General features: G+C 50.1%; 23 protein-coding genes. 14 read left to right on the top strand and 9 right to left on the bottom strand.

Going from position 1 to position 22,709, the window contains the following annotated elements:
* Positions 1-101: 101 nt before the first annotated feature.
* Positions 102-692: a TetR family transcriptional regulator C-terminal domain-containing protein gene (locus MHI42_RS04680; protein WP_342422951.1), complete on the top strand. Its 591-nt coding sequence runs from the start codon at positions 102-104 to the stop codon at positions 690-692.
* Between the two features lie 102 nt (positions 693-794).
* Here MHI42_RS04680 and MHI42_RS04675 read toward each other — a convergent pair whose 3' ends face one another.
* On the bottom strand, positions 795-1,475 hold the full coding sequence (locus MHI42_RS04675; protein ID WP_076244752.1) for a TIGR00266 family protein: 681 nt from the start codon (positions 1,473-1,475) through the stop codon (positions 795-797).
* Positions 1,476-1,744: 269 nt separating this feature from the next.
* On the opposite strand from MHI42_RS04675, the gene MHI42_RS04670 reads away from it, so the two are divergent.
* Entirely contained in the window at positions 1,745-1,957 is a 213-nt protein-coding gene (locus MHI42_RS04670; protein WP_342422950.1) for a hypothetical protein, read from the top strand.
* A gap of 2 nt (positions 1,958-1,959) precedes the next feature.
* Here the strand turns inward: MHI42_RS04670 and MHI42_RS04665 are convergent, their stop codons facing one another.
* Complete coding sequence (locus MHI42_RS04665) at positions 1,960-2,778, bottom strand: helix-turn-helix domain-containing protein (RefSeq protein ID WP_039303582.1); 819 nt, start codon at positions 2,776-2,778, stop codon at positions 1,960-1,962.
* Between the two features lie 313 nt (positions 2,779-3,091).
* Here MHI42_RS04665 and MHI42_RS04660 point away from each other — a divergent pair, with 313 nt between their 5' ends.
* Genes MHI42_RS04660 through MHI42_RS04640 form a run of 5 tightly spaced genes read left to right on the top strand, consistent with a single transcriptional unit; the run spans position 3,092 to position 8,051 of the window.
* Positions 3,092-3,859: a sugar phosphate isomerase/epimerase gene (locus MHI42_RS04660; RefSeq protein WP_342422949.1), complete on the top strand. Its 768-nt coding sequence runs from the start codon at positions 3,092-3,094 to the stop codon at positions 3,857-3,859.
* Positions 3,852-4,949 (top strand): Gfo/Idh/MocA family oxidoreductase, encoded by a 1,098-nt coding sequence (locus MHI42_RS04655; RefSeq protein WP_342422948.1) that lies wholly within the window; start codon positions 3,852-3,854, stop codon positions 4,947-4,949. Before MHI42_RS04660 ends, MHI42_RS04655 begins: the two co-directional genes overlap by 8 nt.
* A 48-nt stretch (positions 4,950-4,997) precedes the next feature.
* Positions 4,998-6,068, top strand: coding sequence for a Gfo/Idh/MocA family oxidoreductase (locus MHI42_RS04650; protein ID WP_342422947.1), 1,071 nt, complete (start codon positions 4,998-5,000; stop codon positions 6,066-6,068).
* 39 nt (positions 6,069-6,107) lie between these two features.
* A complete protein-coding gene (locus MHI42_RS04645) occupies positions 6,108-7,076 on the top strand; it encodes a sugar phosphate isomerase/epimerase (RefSeq protein WP_042136766.1) in 969 nt (322 codons plus the stop codon).
* A gap of 3 nt (positions 7,077-7,079) precedes the next feature.
* Complete coding sequence (locus MHI42_RS04640; protein WP_342422946.1) at positions 7,080-8,051, top strand: aminoglycoside phosphotransferase family protein; 972 nt, start codon at positions 7,080-7,082, stop codon at positions 8,049-8,051.
* Positions 8,052-8,136: 85 nt separating this feature from the next.
* Here the strand turns inward: MHI42_RS04640 and fabV are convergent, their stop codons facing one another.
* Positions 8,137-9,327, bottom strand: coding sequence for an enoyl-ACP reductase FabV (gene fabV / locus MHI42_RS04635; RefSeq protein ID WP_342422945.1), 1,191 nt, complete (start codon positions 9,325-9,327; stop codon positions 8,137-8,139).
* Between the two features lie 270 nt (positions 9,328-9,597).
* Between fabV and MHI42_RS04630 the strand changes: the two genes are divergently transcribed.
* The 3 genes from MHI42_RS04630 (at position 9,598) to MHI42_RS04620 (ending at position 13,041) form a co-directional block, all read left to right on the top strand.
* Positions 9,598-10,140: an HXXEE domain-containing protein gene (locus MHI42_RS04630; RefSeq protein ID WP_342422944.1), complete on the top strand. Its 543-nt coding sequence runs from the start codon at positions 9,598-9,600 to the stop codon at positions 10,138-10,140.
* Between the two features lie 140 nt (positions 10,141-10,280).
* A complete protein-coding gene (locus MHI42_RS04625) occupies positions 10,281-11,351 on the top strand; it encodes an ABC transporter ATP-binding protein (protein ID WP_171719257.1) in 1,071 nt (356 codons plus the stop codon).
* A 295-nt stretch (positions 11,352-11,646) separates the two neighbouring features.
* Entirely contained in the window at positions 11,647-13,041 is a 1,395-nt protein-coding gene (locus MHI42_RS04620) for a glycoside hydrolase family 43 protein (RefSeq protein ID WP_342424685.1), read from the top strand.
* 117 nt (positions 13,042-13,158) lie between these two features.
* On the opposite strand, the gene MHI42_RS04615 is transcribed toward MHI42_RS04620, so the two are convergent.
* Positions 13,159-14,325: an MFS transporter gene (locus tag MHI42_RS04615; protein WP_342422943.1), complete on the bottom strand. Its 1,167-nt coding sequence runs from the start codon at positions 14,323-14,325 to the stop codon at positions 13,159-13,161.
* A gap of 166 nt (positions 14,326-14,491) precedes the next feature.
* Between MHI42_RS04615 and MHI42_RS04610 the strand changes: the two genes are divergently transcribed.
* Entirely contained in the window at positions 14,492-15,367 is an 876-nt protein-coding gene (locus MHI42_RS04610; protein WP_342422942.1) for a LysR family transcriptional regulator, read from the top strand.
* Between the two features lie 406 nt (positions 15,368-15,773).
* On the opposite strand, the gene fabF is transcribed toward MHI42_RS04610, so the two are convergent.
* A complete protein-coding gene (gene fabF / locus MHI42_RS04605; protein WP_342422941.1) occupies positions 15,774-17,012 on the bottom strand; it encodes a beta-ketoacyl-ACP synthase II in 1,239 nt (412 codons plus the stop codon).
* 171 nt (positions 17,013-17,183) lie between these two features.
* Between fabF and MHI42_RS04600 the strand changes: the two genes are divergently transcribed.
* Positions 17,184-18,035: a helix-turn-helix transcriptional regulator gene (locus MHI42_RS04600; protein ID WP_342422940.1), complete on the top strand. Its 852-nt coding sequence runs from the start codon at positions 17,184-17,186 to the stop codon at positions 18,033-18,035.
* Positions 18,036-18,149: 114 nt separating this feature from the next.
* Positions 18,150-19,259 (top strand): citrate synthase/methylcitrate synthase, encoded by a 1,110-nt coding sequence (locus MHI42_RS04595; protein WP_342422939.1) that lies wholly within the window; start codon positions 18,150-18,152, stop codon positions 19,257-19,259.
* A gap of 179 nt (positions 19,260-19,438) precedes the next feature.
* Here the strand turns inward: MHI42_RS04595 and MHI42_RS04590 are convergent, their stop codons facing one another.
* Positions 19,439-20,767, bottom strand: coding sequence for a site-specific integrase (locus MHI42_RS04590; RefSeq protein WP_342422938.1), 1,329 nt, complete (start codon positions 20,765-20,767; stop codon positions 19,439-19,441).
* 20 nt (positions 20,768-20,787) lie between these two features.
* A complete protein-coding gene (locus MHI42_RS04585) occupies positions 20,788-21,216 on the bottom strand; it encodes a hypothetical protein (RefSeq protein WP_342422937.1) in 429 nt (142 codons plus the stop codon).
* A 114-nt stretch (positions 21,217-21,330) separates the two neighbouring features.
* Between MHI42_RS04585 and MHI42_RS04580 the strand changes: the two genes are divergently transcribed.
* On the top strand, positions 21,331-21,651 hold the full coding sequence (locus tag MHI42_RS04580; protein WP_342422936.1) for a LytTR family transcriptional regulator DNA-binding domain-containing protein: 321 nt from the start codon (positions 21,331-21,333) through the stop codon (positions 21,649-21,651).
* Positions 21,652-21,841: 190 nt separating this feature from the next.
* Here the strand turns inward: MHI42_RS04580 and MHI42_RS04575 are convergent, their stop codons facing one another.
* Positions 21,842-22,087, bottom strand: coding sequence for a helix-turn-helix transcriptional regulator (locus MHI42_RS04575; protein ID WP_342422935.1), 246 nt, complete (start codon positions 22,085-22,087; stop codon positions 21,842-21,844).
* A 207-nt stretch (positions 22,088-22,294) separates the two neighbouring features.
* Positions 22,295-22,645 (bottom strand): helix-turn-helix transcriptional regulator, encoded by a 351-nt coding sequence (locus tag MHI42_RS04570; protein WP_342422934.1) that lies wholly within the window; start codon positions 22,643-22,645, stop codon positions 22,295-22,297.
* Positions 22,646-22,709 lie beyond the last annotated feature (64 nt).

The raw sequence follows: 22,709 nt of genomic DNA, 5'->3' as shown, positions 1-22,709 counted from the left end.
TTAACAGCCGGCGTCTTTTTATTTGATTGCAGCGGAGAATCAGCGCATTTGCGACTTATGGAGCAGGGATATGAGGCTGGTGCACATGCTATAATGACGTTATGCCAAAAAAAGTGGACCATGACGAACGCCGTAATCATCTGGCGGAGGCGGCTTGGCGGATCATCCGGCGTGATGGTCTGGAAGCTGTATCCGTGCGGAATGTTGCCAGGGAGGCGGGCATGTCGCTGGGATCGCTGCGGCATTATTTTGCCAGCCAATCCGAGCTGCTTGCCTTTTCCATGAGACTTGTGAGTGAACGAAGTTACCAGAGAGTTGAGGTCTTTCAATACTCGGGGAATCCCCGGGAGGATGTGGAAAGGCTGATTCATGAATTAATGCCTATTGATGAAGAGAGGAGAGCGGAAGCGGAGGTCTGGCTGGCTTTTGTCGGACGGGCAGCAGCGGACCCCGCCATACAGGCGCTGAAAAAGGAAGTACATAACGGGCTGTATAGCGGCTTCTGCCAGATGATGGAGTACCTGGATGCCGTGAATCTGTTAAGAAAGGACCTGGATCTGGACCGGGAAATCAAGACGCTGCATGCATTAGTAGACGGATTGGTCGTCCATAGTGTGATCTATCCCGAGATGGTTACACCGGAAGATATGATTCAGCTCATTTCCAGTCATTTCGACAAGCTGATGGCCTAAGTACCCGGTCAAACGCGGATGAAATTCCAAAAAGATTGAACCTGTGATTATTCTATACAAGTTCAATCTATTTTTATGTTCGGAATCGGCAGCCCGCCGCTGCTACGGCCGGTTCGGCACGAAGGACTTGATCCACGTCCCGAAGCTTCCGGGATTGCGGGTCTGGACCAGAACAACACCTTCGCCGCGGAACCGGCAGACCAGTGCCTCCCCGCTGGTTAAGCTGTTCAGCCAGCCGGAGGCTGCCTTTTCCACCTTATAATCCATATAATCCGGCCAGGCCACGAGGTGGCCGTTATCAATGATCATTTCCTCGCCAGGGCCGAGGTTGATGGCGTGAATGGCTCCGAAGGAAGAGAGAAAGACCGTACCTCTGCCGCTGATTTCTACAATGAAGAAGCCTTCGCCGGAGAATAGGCCGCGGGTCAGATTCTGCATTTTGGTGTTCACTTGAATACCGTGGGTTCCAGCCAGGAAACCATCCTTCTGCACCATCAGCTTGTACGATCCGTCCAGCTCAATAGCCTGAATATCCCCGATTGCCCCTGGTGAGAGCAACACTTCACTCTGTCCGCGGGTGGCGGTCAGCTCCTGGAAGAAGAATTTCTCCCCGCTCAGCATCCGGCCGAGTCCGCGCATGAGACCGCCGTCTACCGTGCCTCTCAGCTCCACATTCGGCGACATGGCGACCATCGCCCCCATCTCCGCCTTCACACTTTCGCCTGACTCCAGGACTACCTTCAGCATGGCAAAAGCGCCGTCATACAGCACATCGTATTTCATTAATATCTCCTCCTGATTCTGCCTATTCCATTCTAAGTATAACTGATGACTTTCTTCTGCCAGACGCATGTACCTTGTCCATCAAGAATACTGTAATAAGCTGCACCGCCGCAAGCCGGGGACAAGGCGGTTTAAGCTGACCGAAAAGGAATAAACAATTATAGTTAATTATACCGGGCAGCGGTGTGGTGATTATGTTAAAATTAAGATAACAGTACCGCATGTAACGCATGTACTGAATAAGCTTATGACAAGGAGTGTTACCGCATATGGCACGTACACGCACGCAAAAAGCTCTGCTGAAGGCAGAACGCTCCGGCACCTGGTGTGCCGAAAGAAACCGCAGGATGAATCAGGATTACGGCGCCATCTCCCAGCATGTACGGATGACACCCGGCAAGCGCCAGCAATTGAATAAAGTCAAACACAAGGAGCGGATCTATGGTGATGGCGCTCCTTTTGCATGTCTCCTGGTCTCGTGAGCTTACGCCTGCGCCCTGCTATGAATACGGTACTGCTTGGGTGACATTCCGAACCGGCTGCGGAAGACACGGTGGAAGTACGTATAGTTGGCAAACCCGCAAGTTTCAGATACATGCTCCAGCGGCATCGGGCTGAAGGTAATCTTCTCCCTGGCCATATCCAGCCTGACGTCATTTACATATTTCACAATCGTAGTGCCGAACGCCTCTTTGAACAGATGAACCGCGCGGGAGACGGAAATATCGACATGGCCGGCCACATCCTCCAGACGGAAGGCGTACGCGGCATGCTCTTCGACATATTGCTTCATCCGGTAAGCAAGATAGGCCTTGGGTGAAATTGCCGGCTGCTCGGACATCAGCCTGTCAATCTCCATACATAGAATCTGCAGATAACACGCGGAGATATCCGGTGAAGAATCCGATAAACGGCGCTGCTCCAGTACAAGCTGGCGGAACAGGCCAAGAATATGATCGCTGAGCGGCAGCCGGAGTACGGCCGGGCGATGCTTGCGTCCCCACCATTCTTCAATCCAGGGACCGCTGCAGAAAATATGATAGTCACCGCTCTCAATCCGCGGCTTGCCGACAGGGTAGACTTCCTTGTCGATACTTAAGTAGTAGGGATCGGTCGGTGCGAAGAGCATCAGATTGCCGCTCTCCACAGTAGTGATGACTCCGCCCTCCATGGTCCGGCTGCGTCCTTCGGTCTGGAGGCGCAGCAGATAATACTGGACGCCTTCGCTGCGGGACATATGAAACGGCTTGCGGTGGAAGGAGAATCCGGCGGATAGGATGTGGCAGGCTGCGTTAGGTGTCATGAGTCCTCCTAGTTGTTAAATGATAAGCAGATTGTTCATGTTTTAATCATATTATTCATTTTATTATATACGCTTTCATATTACCATGTACCTAAGCAAAAAACATACAAATGATGTGGGGGAGGCTGTATTGCGGCTCTGATCGCTACATAGGCAAACACTGGAAGCAGCGGATGGCAGATAGACAGCTATATTACATCCTATGTTTACAGCCCGTTTGTTCAGGTGGAATGCCTGGCATAGGTGCGGGGCAAAGGGCGGTGGCGGCAAGATCAGTCGGACTCTCGGATCAAACTTAGGAGTGAGAGCAATAATGTTGAAGGTAGGACTTCAGCTGTATACGCTGAGAGACGAACTGGAACAGGATTTCGAAGGGACAATACGCAAGGTTGCCGAACTGGGCTACAGCGGTGTGGAATTCTTCCACTATTTCGGCCGGACGGCCGGGCAGGTGAAGGCACTGCTTGAGGAAACAGGACTCATTGCTCTCGGAGCGCATCGCCCGTACGATGTTATGCTGAACGATACGGAACAGGAAATCAGCTTCAATCTGGAGATTGGCAACCGTAATCTGATCGTGCCATTTCTGACGGAAGAACAGCGTAATTGGCCTGAAGTGGCTAAGAACCTGCGGCTGATCGGCGACAAATGCCGGGCAGGCGGAGCTGTTCTTTCTTATCATAATCATGATTTCGAATTCACGGAGAAGGTGGGCGGCCGCACAGCTTTTGACTACCTGTTCGAAGAGGTGCCTGCTGAGCAGCTTCAAGTGGAAATGGACACATGCTGGGTGTATTATGGCGGATATGATCCGGTAGAATACATCAATAAATACGCAGGACGCCTGCCGATCATCCACCTCAAGGACCTGAAGAAACGCGAAGACGGTTCTCCGGAGACTGTTGTACTGGGTGAAGGTGAAGTCGATCTGGCTGCAATTATTGAAGCAGCAGCGGCGGCTGGTGTGGAATGGGCAGTGGTTGAACAGGATTATTGCAGCCGTTCACCGCTTGCCAGTGTAGCTGACAGTTTGAATTGGATCAAATCATATGGTAATCAAGGAGGAAATATTCATGTCTAACAAACTCAAAATTGCTATTATCGGTTGCGGTGGTATCGCAAACGGCAAACATATGCCAAGTCTTTCCCGTCAGGCGGATGCCGAAATGGTGGCATTCTGTGACATCGAAGAAGAACGTGCTCAAGAGGCTGCCAAGACCTACGGCGCTGAAGGCGCTGCTGTATTCACCGATTTCCGTGAGCTGCTGGCTGCCGGCGGATTCGACATCGTGCATGTATGTACACCTAACGACAGCCACTCCGAGATCACTGTGGCCGCCCTCGAAGCCGGCAATCACGTGCTGTGCGAGAAGCCGATGGCGAAGACCACTGCCCAGGCGAAGGAAATGCTGGATGCCGCCAAGCGCACAGGCAAGAAATTGTCCATTGCCTATCAGAACCGTTTCCGCGCAGACAGTGATTATCTGAAGGGGCTGTGCGAGAGCGGAGAACTCGGCGATATCTATTACGGTAAGGCTATTGCGCTTCGCCGCCGTGCCGTTCCGACTTGGGGCGTATTCCTGGATGAAGAGAAGCAGGGCGGCGGACCGCTGATCGATATCGGTACACATGCACTGGATCTGACGCTCTGGCTGATGGATAACTACAAACCGCGTATGGTTGTAGGCTCTACCTTCCACAAGCTGGGCCAGAAGAAGAATGCGGCGAATGCTTTCGGTCCATGGGATCCGGAACAATTCAAGGTGGAAGATTCCGCATTCGGCTTCATTACAATGGAGAACGGTGCTACAATTGTGCTTGAAGCCAGCTGGGCGCTGAATGTGTCAGAATTTGGTGAAGCCAAAACGATGCTCGCCGGTACGGAGGGCGGAGCAGACATGAAGGACGGCCTGCGTCTGAACGGCGAACGTGCCGGACGCCTGTACGAAACCAAGGTTGATCTTGGATCAGGCGGAGTAGCCTTCTACTCCGGTGCTGCTGAGACTGAAGCTGACCGTGAAGCGCGTCTGTGGCTGGAAGCGGTAAGAGAAGATAAAGATCCGGTTGTATTGCCGGAGCAGGCTTTTGTTGTTACCCAGATCCTTGAAGCAGTGTATGAATCAGCACGTACCGGTCGTGCCGTTTATTTTGACGGAAGTTCTGACAACTAAGAGCACCTCCGGTTCACGCGACTATTAGAGAAAACAGGAGTGGAATCCATGAGTTCAATCAAACATACTGTAGTTATCGTTGGTTACGGCGGAATGGGAAGCTATCACACGCAATTAATTAAAGAAAGTGACCGCGTGATAGTGAGCGGAGCCTTCGATCTGCTGGAGGAGCGGCGCGCTCTGGCTGCCGAAGCAGGTTACACCGCTTATTCCAGCTATGAGGAAGTACTGGCAGATCCGGAGGTGGACATTATTCTGATCGCTACACCGAATGATGTGCACAAGGATATTGCTGTTCGTGCATTTCAGGCGGGCAAGCATGTGGTCTGTGAGAAGCCGGTGGCCATGTCTTCGGCCGAATTTACCGAGATGCAGGCAGCGGCAGATGCGGCCGGACGTGTGCTGATGGTGCACCAGAACAGACGCTGGGATGAGGATTTCCGCGTAATCAAGGAGATGTATGAGAAGGAGACGATTGGATCACTCTTCCAGCTTGAGTCCCGGGTGCATGGTGCTAACGGGATTCCCGGCGACTGGCGTCATGTGAAAGCACAGGGCGGAGGGATGCTGCTGGACTGGGGCGTTCATCTGCTGGATCAGCTGCTGTTCATGATTGACAGCAAAGTCACAAGCGTAAGCAGCAGCCTGAGCTATATTCTCGGCAATGATGTGGATGACGGTTTCGAGGCCAGCCTGCAGTTTGAGAATGGGATCAAAGCCATCGTTGAAGTCGGAACCACCAACTTTATCACGCTGCCAAGATGGTATGTGAAGGGACTTGAGGGAACGGCTATTATTGAGGACTGGTCTCTGAGAGGAAGAATAGTCACCCGCAATAACGCATCCGAGAAAATAGAACCGACACCGATCCGTGCAGGTGTAGGCTTAACCAAGACGATGGCTCCGCCATCGGAAGGCTCGACAATTACCGGAGACCTGCCGGCGGCGTCTGAGCTATCCTCCAGCTTCTATGATAATCTGGCTGCTGTAATCGAAGGTACAGCTGAACCGATTGTCAAGAACGCTGAAGTGCTGCGTGTGCTTATTCTGATTGAAGCTATCTTTGAAGCGGCAGAGAAGAATGAGACCATCAAGAATTTCGATATCTACGGTGCATAACAAGATACGAGAACTGATCAGGGAGAGGTGGCAACATCAATGAAACTTGGAGTATTTATGGTATTGTTCGGCGGCCGCAAGCTGGAGGAAGCGCTGGATTACGTAGCATCCAAAGGGCTGAAGGCAGTTGAGATCGGCACCGGAGGTTATCCCGGCAACAGCCACTGCGATCCGAAGCTGCTGCTTGAGAATGAAGCGGCGCTTAAGGAATTCAAGCACGCGGTAGAATCCCGCGGTCTGATTATCAGTGCGCTTAGCTGTCACGGCAACCCGCTGCATCCGCAGAAGGAGCTGGCAGCCAAGGATCATGAGGATTTCGTGAACACGGTTAAGCTGGCACAGAAGCTGGGTGTTAAGGTTGTGAATACCTTCTCCGGCTGCCCTGGTGACCACGAAGGCGCGAAATACCCGAACTGGCCGGTTGCACCTTGGCCGAATGATTACCAGGAGATCCTGACCTGGCAATGGGAGAACAAAGTGATCCCTTATTGGACGGAGCAGGCTGCTTTCGCAACTGAGCATGATGTGAAGATTGGCCTTGAACTGCACGGAGGATTCTCGGTGCATACGCCAGCTACGCTGCTGAGACTAAGAGAAGCCGCAGGGGAAGCCATCGGTGCGAACCTTGACCCGAGCCATATGTGGTGGCAGGGGATTGATCCGGTGCAGGCGATTCATATTCTGGGCCGTGAAGGCGCAATTCATCACTTCCATGCGAAGGATACGGTAATCGATCCGGTCAATGTCAACAAGCATGGCCTGACCGATATGCAGTCCTATACGAATATGCTTGACCGCGCATGGCAGTTCCGTTCCGTAGGCTACGGACATGATGTCAAGGTGTGGGCGGACATGATGAGTGCGCTCCGCCTTGTAGGATACGACTATGTGGTCAGCATTGAACACGAAGATGGCTTGATGTCCATTGAGGAAGGCTTCTCCAAGGCTGTAGACAATCTCCGCCAGGTACTTATTGAAGAGCCTCTTTCCGAGATGTGGTGGGTCTAACAGATGGAGAGCTTCACCAAGGTCAAGCTGAATGACCAGGAGCTGAGTCTATTGGCAGCCAGCGCCTTCGGTGCAGATGTAGCGGTTGTCAGCAGCAGAGAGCTGACCGGAGGTTTTTTTAATACAGGATATGATCTGGAGCTAAGCGATGGACGGTCGGTCATCCTTAAGGTTGCTCCTGGGCCGGAGACAGCGGTGCTTAGCTATGAGAAGAATATTATGCGTGCTGAAGTCGGAGCGCTCCGCCTGGTCCGTGCCGCAGGCGGGATTCCTGTGCCTGAAGTCTACAGTTATGATGAGAGCCTGCAGCTGATTCCATGCCCTTATTTCTTCATGGAGAAGATTGAAGGTGAGCCGTACAGTGATGTGAAGGAGAGCCTGTCTCCAGAGCAACGTTCTTCCATCGAGTATGAACTCGGGCGGTACCAGCGTCTGATCAATGAGATTAAAGGGCCAGTCTTTGGATTATTCGGTGCAGATCCTGCCGGAGGCGGAATGGCCTGGAGGGAGACCTTCAAGGCGATGCTGCTGAATGTGCTTCAGGATGCTGTGAGACTGGATGCCGCGTTACCTGCATCGCTGCCGGAAATTGAGCAGGCGCTGGGGCGTTATCTGCCTGCGCTGGATGCAGTGACGCAGCCGCGTCTTGTACACTGGGATTTGTGGAACGGTAATATTTTTGTGCAGGATGGCAGGATCGTATCTATTATTGACTGGGAGCGGGCCATGTGGGGCGATGTGCTGCTGGAGTATTATTTCCGGCATTTCGAGAACTCGGAAGCGTTCTATGAAGGGTACGGGACAGTTTTCAGCAGTCCGGACGAATTGCTGCGGAAGCGGCTGTACGACCTGTATCTGGATCTTATCATGGTAATTGAATGTTATTCACGCCAGTATAAGGATGAGAATCATGTAAACTGGGCCCACGAGAACCTCGCGGAGTCCTGGAAGCTGTTCTCGGCTGTAACAGGATAATACAAACAGGAGGCCGGTTCTCTTCGGAGATCCGGCCTCCTGGCTGTTGTTGAGTACATCAGAACAGAAGGATTTCAGTCAGCACTTAGTACCTGTTACGGATGGCGATAACGGGATTAATGTCTGCTTCGTAGTCAACGCCGTCAGTCTCGAAGCCGAACAGCTGGAAGAACTCACGTCTGTAGCCGTCCAGATCGGAATATTGATAGACATTCTCCGTACTTAGCTTGGGCCAGATGCGGTCCACTTCTGTCTGCACAGCGGGGCTCATCTCATGATCATCAATCCGGATACGCCCTTGTCCGTCTACCGGAGTCCCTTCCGGGTTGTACAGGAAACCGGTATACAGCCGGTATGCTTGTTCGATGCAGCCTTCGTGCAGTCCCTGTTCTTTCATGACCTTGTAGAGGACGGAGATGTAGAGCGGAACTACAGGGATCGCCGAGCTGGACTGGGTGACCAGGCCCTTGCTGACTGCTACATAGGCGCGGCCTCCGCTTGGTGATAATTGGGCATTCAGCTGTAAGGCTGTGGCTTCCAGATGATCTTTAGCCCGGCCGATGGTGCCGTCGCGGTAGACGGCCTGTGTTAGCTCCGAACCTATATAGGAGAAGGCGAGGGTGACCGCATCTGCGGCCAGAACACCGGAATTCCGGAGCGCTTCATTCCAGAGCTGCCAGTCTTCTCCGCCCATCACATGAACCGTGTCATCGATTTCAGCTTCGGTGGCCGGTTCAATCTGTACCGTGCTTAGTTCTCCGGTATGGAAATTGACCGTTGTATTGGTATAAGTGCTGCCGATCGGCTTCAATACAGACTGATGAACTTCTCCGGTCTCTGGGTCTGTTCTGCGTGCCGAGGCTACGCTGTAAATGACAAGATCAACTTGTCCGAGCTCACTGCGGATCAACTCTATGGTCCGTTCTTTCGTTTCAGCGGTGAAAGCGTCCCCGCATACGCTGTAGGAGCACAGGCCGGCTGTATAGGCCATTTCCTCAAAAGCTGCGGAATTATACCAGCCTGCGGAGGCCGTCCGCGTCTCGCTGGCTGTGCTGGGTCTATAGACACCTACAGTTGCTGCTCCTGCACCGAAGGCTGCAGCAATCCTGACTGCAAGTCCATACCCGGTTGAAGCCCCGATTACGAGTACATTGCGGGGGCCTGTAAATTTTCCCTGATTTTGTACATAGTTCACTTGCTGCTGTACCTGATGCGCACAGCCTGCGGGGTGGGCAGTCGTACAGATGAAACCGCGCGTTCTGGGTTTTATGATCATTATAATATTGACCTCGCTTTCATCGATGGTTGCAGGGATTGTAGAATCGAGAGGAGTTGCCTGATTCGGAGTGAGTATTTTCTCATGGTGAACCTCTCAGGTGATCCTTATAATGAAGTGAAGAAACATCTGAGCTCCCAGATCAGGCTGTATGATTGCTATATTGATCTAATTTACTTCATTGAATGTTATTCCCGCAAGTAAGGCAGGGACGACGGGCAGCAGAGAACATACCGGATGACAACTTTCCCGCGAAAGGAGACGGATGTTATGATGTTGAACTGGCTGCAAATACATATGGACGTAACAAGCTTGCTCTGGCTGCTGCCTGTATTCTTCATGTTTCATGATTTTGAGGAAATTCTTACAGTTGAGGCATGGGGGAACAAATACGGTCCAGCTATAACATCGTCGCTTTCCCCGTCATTGCAGAAGCGCCTGGCGCCTATGATGGGCATGACCACCAGGAATTTTGCTATGGATGTGCTCTTCGTGTATATTCTGATAGTGGGGGTAACCTTCGTTGCGGTGTTTTTAGAGTTCTACTGGCTCTACTTAGCCGTGCTCGCTGTGTTTCTGCTGCATGTCTTCACACATTTGGCACAAAGTATTGTTCTGAGGCTGTACACCCCGGGTGTAGTGACTGCTGTGCTCGTAGCATTGCCGTACTCGATATATGCTTTTTACCGCCTGCTGTATGAGAATGTTGTCAGCGAAGCTGACATAGGGTGGTCGGTGCTGCTCATGCTGATCCTGACACCACTGCTTGTATGGGGCATGATGAAGAACAGGACAAGACATAACAGCAGCTGAGAATGATGATTTGTTACGGTGACGTTTTCAGAAAAATCTTGACGTGACCCCCTAATGATAGATAAAATAATATTATTGCGTGTTTTTTGGCTACTGAGAATTATTATCATAATTTGAAAAGAAGCAGAGAGGGTGACAGGATGGAGCGCCTTTTAGAGGTAAAAGACCTAGCTATATCATTCAGAACACGCGGAGGAGAAGTCCAAGCAATCCGTGGTGTCAGCTTTCATGTAAATAAAGGGGAGACTCTGGCGATTGTAGGCGAATCCGGTTCCGGTAAGAGCGTAACCTCGCAAGCAGTCATGAAGCTGGTTCCTCAGCCTGCGGGCGAATATAAGCGTGGACAGATTCTGTTCGATGGACAAGATCTGATCGGCAAGAATGAGAAGCAAATGCAAAAAATCCGCGGTAAAGAAATCGGTATGATTTTCCAGGATCCGATGACCTCGCTGAATCCGATGATGAAAGTCGGCAGACAGATTACCGAAGTACTGTTCAAGCACGAGAAAATCACTAAAGAAGCTGCTTACAAACGCGGCATCGAGCTGCTTAATCTGGTGGGAATTCCTTCACCTGAACGCCGTTTCCAGCAGTACCCGCATGAGTTCAGCGGCGGGATGCGCCAACGTGTCGTGATTGCTATGGCACTTGCCGCTAACCCTAAGCTCCTGATTGCCGATGAGCCGACAACCGCGCTTGACGTTACCATTCAGGCACAGATCCTGGATCTGATGAAGGACCTGCAGAAGAAGATTGATACAGCGATCATTTTCATCACCCATGACCTTGGGGTTGTGGCGAGAATGGCAGACCGTGTAGCCGTAATGTACGCCGGTCAAATCGTTGAAATGGGCACAGCGGAAGAGATCTTCTATGATCCAAGACATCCGTATACTTGGGGCTTGCTGGCTTCCATGCCTAGCCTTGAGAGCAAGGGTTCCCTGCTTACAGCGATTCCGGGAACACCTCCCGATCTGATCAAGCCGCCTAAGGGTGATGCCTTCGCACTGCGGAGCACATATGCCATGGCGATTGACATGGAGAAAGAACCGCCAATGTACAAGGTTTCAGATACTCATCTTGTGAAGTCCTGGCTGTTGCATCCGATGGCACCTGCGGTAGAACCGCCGGATGTCGTGAAGAAGCAGCGCCGCGTCTTGAGCAATGCGTATCCGGAGCCGGTTCTCGTGCAGAACAGCAGCGAGTATTAAGAACCGGGCTATAGCACATACTATTAAGATTAGCGTCAGGCCGATTGCGGCTTGGCGCTTTTTTGACGATTCAGGAAGCAATGAGTTTCTTCGAAGGTGGACGAAGCTTAAAGTTACCGCAAAGAACATGCCCGGCCGATCTGCCTGACTTTAAGTTTATATAAATATAAAATAATACAAATATATATAAATAAAAGTATTGACTAATTTGTCATTGCGCAGCAAAATGTAAGGGTATACATAAGGGGGTTATAAGTTGAGAACAAGAACGCTAACATCTTTGATATCCTTAGCTTTGCTGTCTGCCTGCAGTGGCGGGAATGCTGCAAGAACACCTGAGTTTGAGAATGTATCGGTACACGATCCATCCGTGATCAAGGCAGACGATACTTATTATGTGTTTGGTTCACATTTGGCCTCGGCCAAATCCAAGGATCTGATGTCATGGACTCAGATTTCCTCCGGGGTAACGGATGACAATGTGCTTATCCCCAATGTAACGGAGGAACTCAGTGAGACTCTCAGCTGGGCACAATCGGACACGCTCTGGGCGCCTGATGTCATTCAACTGGCGGACGGGAAATTCTACATGTATTACAATGCCTGCCGGGGGGATTCACCGCTGTCGGCACTCGGCATCGCAGCCGCTGACAAGGTCGAAGGTCCTTATAAGAATAAAGGAATTATCCTTAAGTCGGGAATGGCCGGCACCGGAGATGACGGTGAGGTCTATGATGCTACCGAGAAGCCGAATGTAGTAGACCCTGATGTGTTTTTTGATAAGGACGGAAAGCTGTGGATGGTCTACGGTTCGTATTCCGGAGGCATCTTCATTCTGGAGCTGGACCCGGCTACGGGATTCCCGCTGGCAGACCAAGGGTATGGCAAGAAGCTGCTGGGGGCGAATCATGCCCGGATAGAAGGGCCTTATATGCTGTACAGTCCGGAGACGGATTACTATTACTTGTTCCTGTCTTACGGCGGGCTCGATGCGAACGGCGGCTATAATATCCGTGTTGCCCGCTCCAAGAATCCGGACGGACCGTTTGAGGATTCTGAAGGCAAAGCTATGATTGACGCGCAGGGGACGGCTGGTGTTCTGTTTGATGATCCGGCATATGCCCCTTACGGGGTGAAGCTGATGGGGAATTATGAGTTCCTGAACACGGATCAGGAACCTTCTGCCAGCGGTGCAGGGTATGTCTCTCCCGGACATAACTCGGCATATTATGATGAGAAGAGCGGGCAATATTATCTGATTTTCCATACCCGGTTCCCGTATCTTGGCGAGCAGCATGAAGTGCGGGTACACCAGATGTTCCTGAACGAAGCGGGCTGGCCGGTTGTGGCACCTCACCGCTACAGCGGGGAGAAGATCGGCAAGTACTCCGGTAAGGATGTGACCGGAGAGTACAAATATGTGAATCACGGTAAGGATATCACCGCTGAGATTGTGAAGTCGGAGATCATTAAGCTGAACACAGACGGTACGATAAGCGGCGCAGCAACAGGTACATGGAGCCTGGGTGATGAGCATAATGCGAAGCTGACTATAGACGGGACGGAGTATAGCGGCGTGTTCCTGCGTGAATGGAATGAAGCGACCGCCAGCAACGTAATGACATTCACGGCATTGTCGGCGGAAGGCATCTCAGTCTGGGGAAGTCATGTATCCCCGCAGAACAAGTGAATTTATCCCGGTCAAGGCTATAGTTATTGTAAGCAGAAATATAAAGTAAAGGGTTAACAAGTTATACGAAACAGCGGCAGCAAAGGACCAACTATAGTCCCTGGCTGCCGCTGTTTTTTATTCTGGAGAACTTTTTTTGTTCCCAATTGCCAATTGAACGATAATCTGAAGCACGATGATGCCGGCCAAACCATAGAATGCTTGTACGAAGCTGCCCGTAGCATCGTAGTACCAGCCCATGGCCAGCGGCCCAAGCGCTCCGAGAATATAACCCCCGGATTGGGTCATTGCAGACCAGCTGCTGGCTTCCTGGGCGTTGCTTGTTTCATCAATGGGCAACATTAATGCAATCGGGAACAGTCCGCCCGCACCAATACCGAGCGGGACCGCCGCGAGCCAAGGGCTAACGGACAGGTTCAGCATCAGGACACCGGTCAACTCCATTAACGCACACCCGACAAGCCAGAATACACGTCTTTGGTAGCGGTGTACAAGCATGGGAATGAACAACGTAGAGGGCAGCGATATCAATGTAAATAAGGTTTGGATGTTTCCAGCCGTCTCCTGGCTGTACCCCTGGCTTTGGATGGCTGGCGCGAGCCAGGCGGTTAAGGAATAGAAGATCGCTGCCATCAGCCCGAAGAATAGGGTCAGCACCCAGGCACGCCTGTTTTTCACCGGAAGAGGTGCATGAAGTACACTCTTAGTTATACCGGATTGCCGGTCTGTGTGCTCAGACCAGGCTAACCGCAACCAGACAGGCAATGCAATGGCTGCGGGGAATGCCCATACAGCCAGTGAGCTCCTCCATGATCCCCCCAGCAGATGCTGAAGCGGAACCGAAAGTCCCACACTAATGCTCGCACCCGCCACCATCGCTGTAGAGTAGATCCCTACCATGGCTGCCACCCGGTCAGGGAAATGCTGTTTGATGAAGCTGGACAACAGCGGCCCTGCCAATGCAATCCCTACACCCGACAAAAAAGAAGTGAACATCATCAATGGAGTTGTGTCCACAAACCAGCGTAATCCCGTACCCAGCCCGATGAGGATTAGAGCCAGAACAATGGCCCCTTCATTTCCCCACCTTCTGCTTAATCTAACGGAGAACGGAGCAAATAGGCCCATGCATAATACCGGAAGTGTAGTTAACAGACTGGCGGTAATCCCGCTTATACCCAGATCATTTTGTATGGTGCTCATTAGAGGAGAAATGGATGTAATAGGTGGCCGTAAATTCAGTGAAGCCAGGATAAGCGCCAAGACGATGTAAAAAAGTTTCATTCTGAATCTCCTCATGGTAGTAGTATTGTGGCATTCACCCGTGATCATGAGCCCGTTACAGAGCATTGGGGGATGCACGGTTAAGTATAGAATCATTAGAATGATTGAACAATACTATTGTTTCTATTAAAATGATTACTAAAACCAATGATTGGAGGTGGCCGATATGGAGATTCGTCAGATGGAAAACTTCATTGCGGTGTGCGAGGAGCTTCATTTCACACGGGCAGCTGAGAAGCTTGGCATATCCCAACCTACCCTGAGTCAACAAATACGTGCGCTGGAGGATGAACTCGGCGTTCCCTTATTCGACCGGGTCGGCAAAAGGATTGTGATGACACAGGCAGGAAATCTGTTTCTGGAGCACTGTGTACAGATGATCCGTCATTTACAGAATACCCGGGATGCATTAGCTGAATTCCGCAATGATCAGCGGGGCCGCCTGGTAATCGGTGTTCTCCCTTCCGATCTGGACTACCGGATTACTCCTTTGCTGACAGATTTTCATACCCGGTTTCCCAAGGTGCAGCTGAAGGTTGTCTCTTCGGTCTTCGTCTTGAATCAAGTGCTGGAGAATGAAGTAGACATCGGCATCGACGTCTCGTCTGCTCCGGATGACCGGCTTGTACGCATTTCTTTGTGCAGTGAAGAATATGTGCTGGTCGTTTCCGAGAATCATGATTGGGCGAAGCGAAGCTCGATTGGTATCCGGGAGCTGCGTGATATCCAAACGGTGATGTTCCCCGAAGGATTTACAGGCAGAGAGCTGGTGGATAACTATTGCCGTAAGTATGGCTTCAGCTTAAATACGATTATGGAGATCAGTTCGGCCACTTCCATTATTAGCCTGGTAAAAGCCAATGTCGGAGGCACCCTGCTGCCGTATCCTCTGATCCAAGCGATGAATGAACCGACACTGCGCTGCATCCGAATTACAGATGATCCGCCATACCGTCACTTTGAGATCATTCACCGGTCAGACCGGTTTCTGACTAAATCGGCCAAGGCATTTATTGAGAAAACTATTGCGTATTTCAATTGATTTGTATGCAGATCCTGATAGGGTAACTTCTTATAAAATCATGCCCATAATACAACATTTCCCTGATCCTGGCGGCCGTAATTCAAGATTGTTGTATAGAATGCAGGATTTCAGCGTTTTCAAGCGGCTTAGCCGGATTATTCTTGTATTTTCTACAACAATCCTGCCGAACACCCGGCTACTTATCGGTCAGAGTTGCAGAACGTACAACATTTAGGTGTAGAGTGCTTTCTAAAAGTCCCCATTCTGCCGGTAACGAATCCAATGGCAGGTATTGTCGCCTGTGTTCCAGTCCCGTGGGTGACCGGTAACTTGTATGACAAACAGCGGGTCTCCGCCTGGAGATCCGCTGCTAAGTAGTAACATACTATTCTTAGGCCATTGAATGCTGTAACTTCATCCTGACTTACTCCTCATACCTGCGCAGCACGATGACTGCATTATGTCCGCCGAAGCCAAAGGAATTGGAGATCCCGATCTTCAGATCCGCCTGACGGGCATGGTTAGGAACATAATCCAGGTCGCACAATTCGTCGGGCTGCTCCAGATTGATTGTCGGCGGAATCAGGCCCTCCTGCATGCTTTTGAGCAGGGCGATCGCTTCCAGGCCGCCGGCTGCACCAAGAGCATGTCCGGTCATCGACTTGTTCGCAGTGACCGGAATCCGGTAGGCATCCTCGCCGAACAGCTTCTTAATTGCCATGGTCTCAGAACGGTCTCCGACGATCGTACTGGTCGCGTGGGCACTGATTACATCCACCTCTGCCGGGGCGATTCCGGCCTCTCTTAGCGCCAGCTTCATCGCCTGGTAGGCTCCTATGCCCTCAGGATGAGTGGCTACCATGTGATAAGCATCAGAGCTGGCGCCATAACCGGTTACCTCGCCATAGATGACAGCATTCCGCTGTAAGGCATGGGAGAGCGACTCCAGGATGACAATTGCGCCGCCTTCCCCGATGACAAAGCCGTCGCGGCTCTGGTCAAAAGGCCGGCTGGCCTTCTGCGGCTCCTCATTGCGGGTGGATAGGGCGGTTGCATTGCCGAAGCTGGCCAGGGCAATTTCGGTCACCGCCGCTTCGGCACCTCCGGCGAGGATCACATCGGCTCCGCCGTAACGGATCAGGCGGAAGGCTTCGCCGATGGCGGTGTTACCAATCGAGCAGGCAGTGACCGGTGAGAGGGTCGGTCCTAAGGCTCCAAGCTTAATGCTGATCATTGCGGCTGCCATATTGGAGATCAGCATCGGGATCAGGGTTGGACTTACCCGCTCCGGGCCACGCGAGCGCAGCAGATCACCCTGCTCCATTAGGGTCTGGATGCCGCCTACTCCGGAGCCTACATAGACACCGAGCCGTTCGCGGTCAATCTTGTCCAGCTGCAGGCCGGAATGCGCCCAGGCCTCCTCGGCGGCGGCAAGCGCGAACTGGCTGAACCGGTCCATGCGCCGCGCTTCCTTGCGGCCGAATCTGGCGTCAGGATCAAACTCTTGTACAGAGCCGGCAATTTTGGTCTTGAAATGTGATGTATCAAAAGTAGTAATCGGCGAAATTCCCGATTCACCAGCAGCCAAGCGGCTCCAGAACTGTTCTACGGTATTGCCAAGCGGCGAAATAACGCCCATTCCTGTGATCACTACGCGTTCCATACGATAATCCTCCTAAAAGTTATGTGAGCATAAACTTAAGTGTTGTAAGTATAACCGGATGCTTTCTAGACCTATTGTTCCACTTAACTTATCCTATTACAAGTTGTAGTTTATACTAGTATAATTACTACTACACTAATAGGCAGACCAACCGGAAGGCAGGGAGAATCAATGTCCAATCAGAACAGGCTGCAAGCATTATCCGATTTCCTGAAATCCAGACGTGCGGCCATCTCGCCGGCAGCGGCAGGACTGCCGGAAGGCTCGCGCAGAAGGACGCCGGGGCTAAGACGCGAAGAGGTGGCACAGCTGGCCGGGGTCAGCAATACCTGGTACACGTGGCTTGAGCAGGGGCGTGATATTAAAGTATCTCCATCCGTTCTGGATTGTATTGCCGCAGCACTGCGGCTGACCAAGGATGAGCGGAGCTACTTATTTGCCCTGGCCCTGGATAACGGGCCGGGAAGTATGATTTATTCTCAAGAGGAGAGCTCAGTGATTCATCCGTCCCTGCAGAAGATCCTGCAGGAGCTGAAGAGCTGTCCGACAATTATCTCGGACCGGCACTGCGGCATTGTCGGCTGGAATGAGGCGGCCGCACATGTGTTTCTTGATTTCGCCAAGCTGCCGCCGGAGCAGCGCAATATGATCTCCCTGCTATTTGTACGCAAGGAATTCAGACGGCTGGCCGTGAACTGGGAGCAGTTTGTGCGGGGGTACCTGTCGATTTTTCGCGCCTATTACGGACAATATCTGGAGGACCGCTGGTATGATGAATTCATTGCGGAGATGAAGGATCAGCATCCGGAGTTCAATCAGCTATGGGAGGAGAGCCGGGTAAGCTCCGCTCCGGACGTAGTACTGGAGTTCCGGCATGCCAAAGCCGGCAAAATGCTGTTCCATCTGACCTCGCTTCAGGTGCAGGGCAGCACGGATCTGCGCTGCAGCATCTACACCCCCGCCGGAGATTCCAACACAGAATCCAAGCTGAAGCAGCTGATGGCGCCTGAACCGCAGGGTTGATAGATATTTTTTATGGATTCATAAAAAACTATAAATATGCAATATCGAATTTGACGTTTATACTCCTTATATGATGAATCAATTCCTGCGGGATCGTAAAAGGAGCAAAGGTCAATGGCTAAAGTAACCGGATTGGAAGGCGTAGTTGCCGGAGAAACTGAAATCGGATTGGTCGATGGAGAGAAAGGACATTTGGTATACCGCGGATATTGGGCCAAAGAGCTTGCGGTAAGCAAAAGTTATGAGGAAGTAGCTTATTTGCTCTGGAACGGGCATCTGCCGGATGCAGAGGAGCTGGCGCTGCTGAAGGCACAGATGGCAGAGGAGAGAGTCATTCCGGAATATCTGTGCAGGATGCTGGATCTGTATCCGGCGTCGGTACCGCTTATGCTGGTGCTGCAGAGTGCAGTTGCCGCACTAGGCGATAAAGAGAATACAACCTGGCCGCCAACGCTGAAGCAAGCGGTACGGCTGACGGCCGTTCTACCGGCGATCATCGCATACAGAGCCCGCAGCCTGCAGGGCCTGACACCTCTGGATTCGCTTCCTGAGCTTGGCCATGCTGCGAATTATCTGTATCTGCTGACAGGAAAGCTGCCGGAGGAAGCTCATGTCAAGGCGCTCAGTGCCTATCTGATCCTCTGCATGGAGCATGGCATGAATGCTTCGACGTTTGCCGGCCGGGTAGTGCTCTCGACTGAATCAGATATCTGCGCAGCGGTATGCGGAGCCATTGGGGCGATGAAAGGGCCGCTGCATGGCGGTGCACCTTATGAAGTCATCTCAATGCTGGAGGATATCGGAACGGTAGAGCGGGCAGAGCCTTGGCTACGCAATGCGCTGGATAACGGGACGAAGCTGATGGGCTTTGGACACCGCATCTATAAGACCAAGGACCCCCGTGCAGAAGCGCTGCAGATTGCCACGCTGGAGATGATCGGGAAGGATGTATCCTTTGACCTTGCCCTGCATGTAGAAGCCACGGCAATTGCACTGCTGGAGGAATACAAGCCGGGCCGGCGGCTGTTCACTAACGTCGAGTTTTATGCCGCTGCCATTCTGAAGGCGCTGCAGCTCTCACCGGAGATATTTACTCCAACGTTTACGGCTGGTAGAATTGTCGGCTGGACGGCCCATATACTGGAGCAAGCGGCCAATAACCGGATATTCCGCCCGCAATCTACGTATATCGGACCGATGCCTGAATCAGAGGTTGTATCATAACAGCACAAAAACATCCCCGGCCGTCAAACAGCTGGAGATGTTGAACAAGGGAATGTTAATGAGAGAGTATGAGGGGGATACCTTGTACTGAATGTAAAACCCCTTGAAATCCTTGGTGTTTAAGGGTTAAGAGGGGTTTGTTATTTAGAAAAATCACATAAAAATCACAGCAGCTTAAATTATTTCAATTTCAGTAAGTCGCCGTATTGTATATTTACTTTATTTGCATCATCTTGCTTCATCTTATTTGTGACATGGAGATAAATCTTCGTTGTTGTCTTTGGATCATCATGCCCGACTCTTTTCATGATATTCGCAATGTCCACTCCAGCCTCTGCAAGCATGCTGATGTGGGTGTGCCGGAAGATATGAGGTGTGGCATGCTTGGTGATGTTTGTATATCCTAAGATTCGATCCATTCGATTGAGCACATTAGTAGGATTATACGGATATCCGTTAGGTCGGCAAAACACAAAGTTCTTAGAATGATGATCATCAAAATGAGCTTTGTATCTTTCATGAATCTGAGTCTGCTGCTCCTGGTACGATTGGAGTAGATTTATTATGGCAAGATCTAAATTAAGCGACCGTATCGATCCTGTCGTCTTAGGCGGCGTTAGTTTGTAGTCTCTCATGCCGCCGGGACTATAAAGTGTTTTGGTTACTCGAATCATTGTTGTATCAAAATTGATGTCTGCCCACTTAAGTGCGCATAACTCCCCCGAACGAAGCCCAGTGAAAGCTAAGAAATAGAAAGTCTCCATATCACGCTCTAATCCATGGTTCGACACGGCGTTTAAGAAACTTTCGAGTTCATGACGCTCTAAATAAGACGCTTCTAAATCTTCTTCTTCGATTTCCTCAACGGTCAACGCTTTCTCTTTAATGACTGCACCTTCTGTCGGATCATTCTTTAGTAATCCTTCTTTGATAGCCCATTCAAATATCATTCCTGCGGCAGTGTGAGTACTTTTAATTGAATTGACGGCATACGGCTTATTGATAAATTGGCCGGGGTTATCTTTATCTTTGACTTGGTATCCGATGGTGGCCATCTTATCAAGAAATTCCTGGTATTGTTTTTTTGTTAAATTCGCAATATGCATTTTTCCGATGTTTTTATTAATTATTTTAATTGACTTATCTCTGATTGCTAGTGTGGCATCTTTATCAATCGTCTTAATATATTCTTTACGCCATTCTGCAGCAGCCTCAGCAACGGTAACTTTTTTTGCCTTCTTGACGTTTATTCCTCCGGCTAACCGGTCATATTCTTCCTGGCAGGCCTTTTTCACCTCAGCAATTGTATCCCGCACACGAGGGATTTGTGTGCGTTCATTGGTCACTGGATCAGGCGGCCCCTCAATAACAAGTCGCCACTTGTAGCCCTGTTTATTATTGGCGGGGATTTTCTTTGGAGTTGGGGCGGGTGATCGCTTTTTCCCTTGGGCGTCTTCGCTAATCATATTTCCGTCTGAATCTGGTGAGCCCTTTTTCTTGTTGGCCATGGTGTCGCCCCCTAAACCTTTTATGAATATTTAATTTTCTTTTCTAATTTCTTCTCCAGCTTGGCCAATCTTCCTGGATAACCGCCCTTCGTTTTATCATCAAGCTCATAGTGAATAGCAGCGTTACATATATCAATTGCCTCATGCAGCTGGTTTCTATTTTCATAATGTAAGATCAAGGTTTTGAACGAAGGGAGGAAGGGAAGGAAACCATAGGTCGGATTCCGAAAATGACATTCATCACGGAATTTTGGGAACAACTCGATATCTTTCAGACAAATAGCCACAAGCTTCTCGGCTGCATCCGGTTGGATGAGGTGCATTGTATAAAGCTTGATGAAGTTGTTGTATGAGAAATGGAGCTCATAGGGCTTGTCCTGGACTAATTCCAGATGCTCTAAAAAGTGGTCTTCAGTAGCTTTGTAATTGAGCCATAAGTTCATATACATCTTGTGACCTCCAAGCGACTGTAATATTTTATGCAATGCCGCATGTAGAACTTTGTCGTAAAATAATCTAAAACCATCCAGAATCCGGCAGAGGAGAATTATATGATTAGACGAATGAAGAGGCTACAGATTGAGAAGAAGGATAGTCTCGTATGCAGGGACGTAGATCTCAAGGATGTGAATTACATAGATAAGTGGCAGCGGACTGGTAATTCGCATTCAACGCTGGCTTATCATACAAGTAAAGGATCTTTTCAAGATTTCGATATTCTGGTCGAAGCAGCTGAAGCATATAAGGATCATGGATTTGTATTGGTAGGAAGGACGGCCTTGGTGCAAGAATGCAAGATTGATCAAATCATTTCAATTGAGAATAATGGATCCTTGATAAAATTTAAGGATGGCAGCGAATTGTATGTGCTTAAGCAAATCTAGGTGTGAAAGTCAACCCCTTCAATGGTGTTTAGGGGTATCTTTCGTTCGTCCTTTTTCGACAGCGTTTTCCATCTAGATTTGATAATCTATGTATTACAGCTAGTAGATTTCGTGATTGTGAGGTGATCGAGAGAATTCAATAGTACTGATATAAGTGTACTTGTTCCTCAAGAGCGGCATAGCCACTCAGCTATCGCCATTCCCATTCAAAAAGATCATCAATCTGACAATCGAGGTGATAAGCAATCAATGCAGCCCGCTGGATGCTCATAATTCCAGTTCGTAAATTAATGTAATCGGACATTTGTTGCTTACTGACGCCGATCTTATCTGCTAACCATTGCTGATTGATCTTAATCTGACTCGTCGCCGACTCCATCTTGTGGCGCCGGACAAGCAACTCGGGAATGCGACAGCGGACGGGAACAAGTTCCATCGCACTGCCCACCTAACTATTATACTATTTTTCTGGAACATTTACGAACATGAGTTCGTATGATAATATGATCTACATACCAAGACCGGATGGTGATATCAGATGGATGATAGAGAACACCTAATAAAACTTATATCTGATGCGGACCCTGATGAGATCAAAGCTTTATATTTATTTCTATGTGAAAATGAGAGCCATCTTTCGGATTCATTTTTCCTTAACAAACCTTTTGACTATGATCTTTAAATCTGCAAGATCTTCAGAAGAAGCCTTATTTATCATTTCAATTAACTCTTTGCGTTCAAAAAATGTTTCATCTGAATTTCCTTCGTATTTTAGCTGGTTAAGATGTCTTGGGGTATCAGTCCTATCTAACAAGTAGTCAGTATCGATATCCAAAACATCAGCAAGGGCGGCAAGAGTATCCCCCGATGGAGAACTATGTCCATTTTCATAATTACTCACTGCTGCCTTTGTCATATTGATTTTAGTAGCCAGTTCCTCTTGTGTTAATTTCCGAATTCTTCTCCATTTTTCTAACCTTTCAGGTTTAAACAATTTAACACCTCCATCCCGGCAAAAGTACACTTATATTGTACAGTTACTCGATACTTTTTGAAAT

The organism is Paenibacillus sp. FSL E2-0178, from assembly GCF_038593005.1.
Taxonomy (GTDB): domain Bacteria; phylum Bacillota; class Bacilli; order Paenibacillales; family Paenibacillaceae; genus Paenibacillus_AQ; species Paenibacillus_AQ phytohabitans.
The sequence above is the reverse complement of the archived record's forward strand: the minus strand, read 5'-3'. Positions and strand labels throughout refer to the sequence as shown.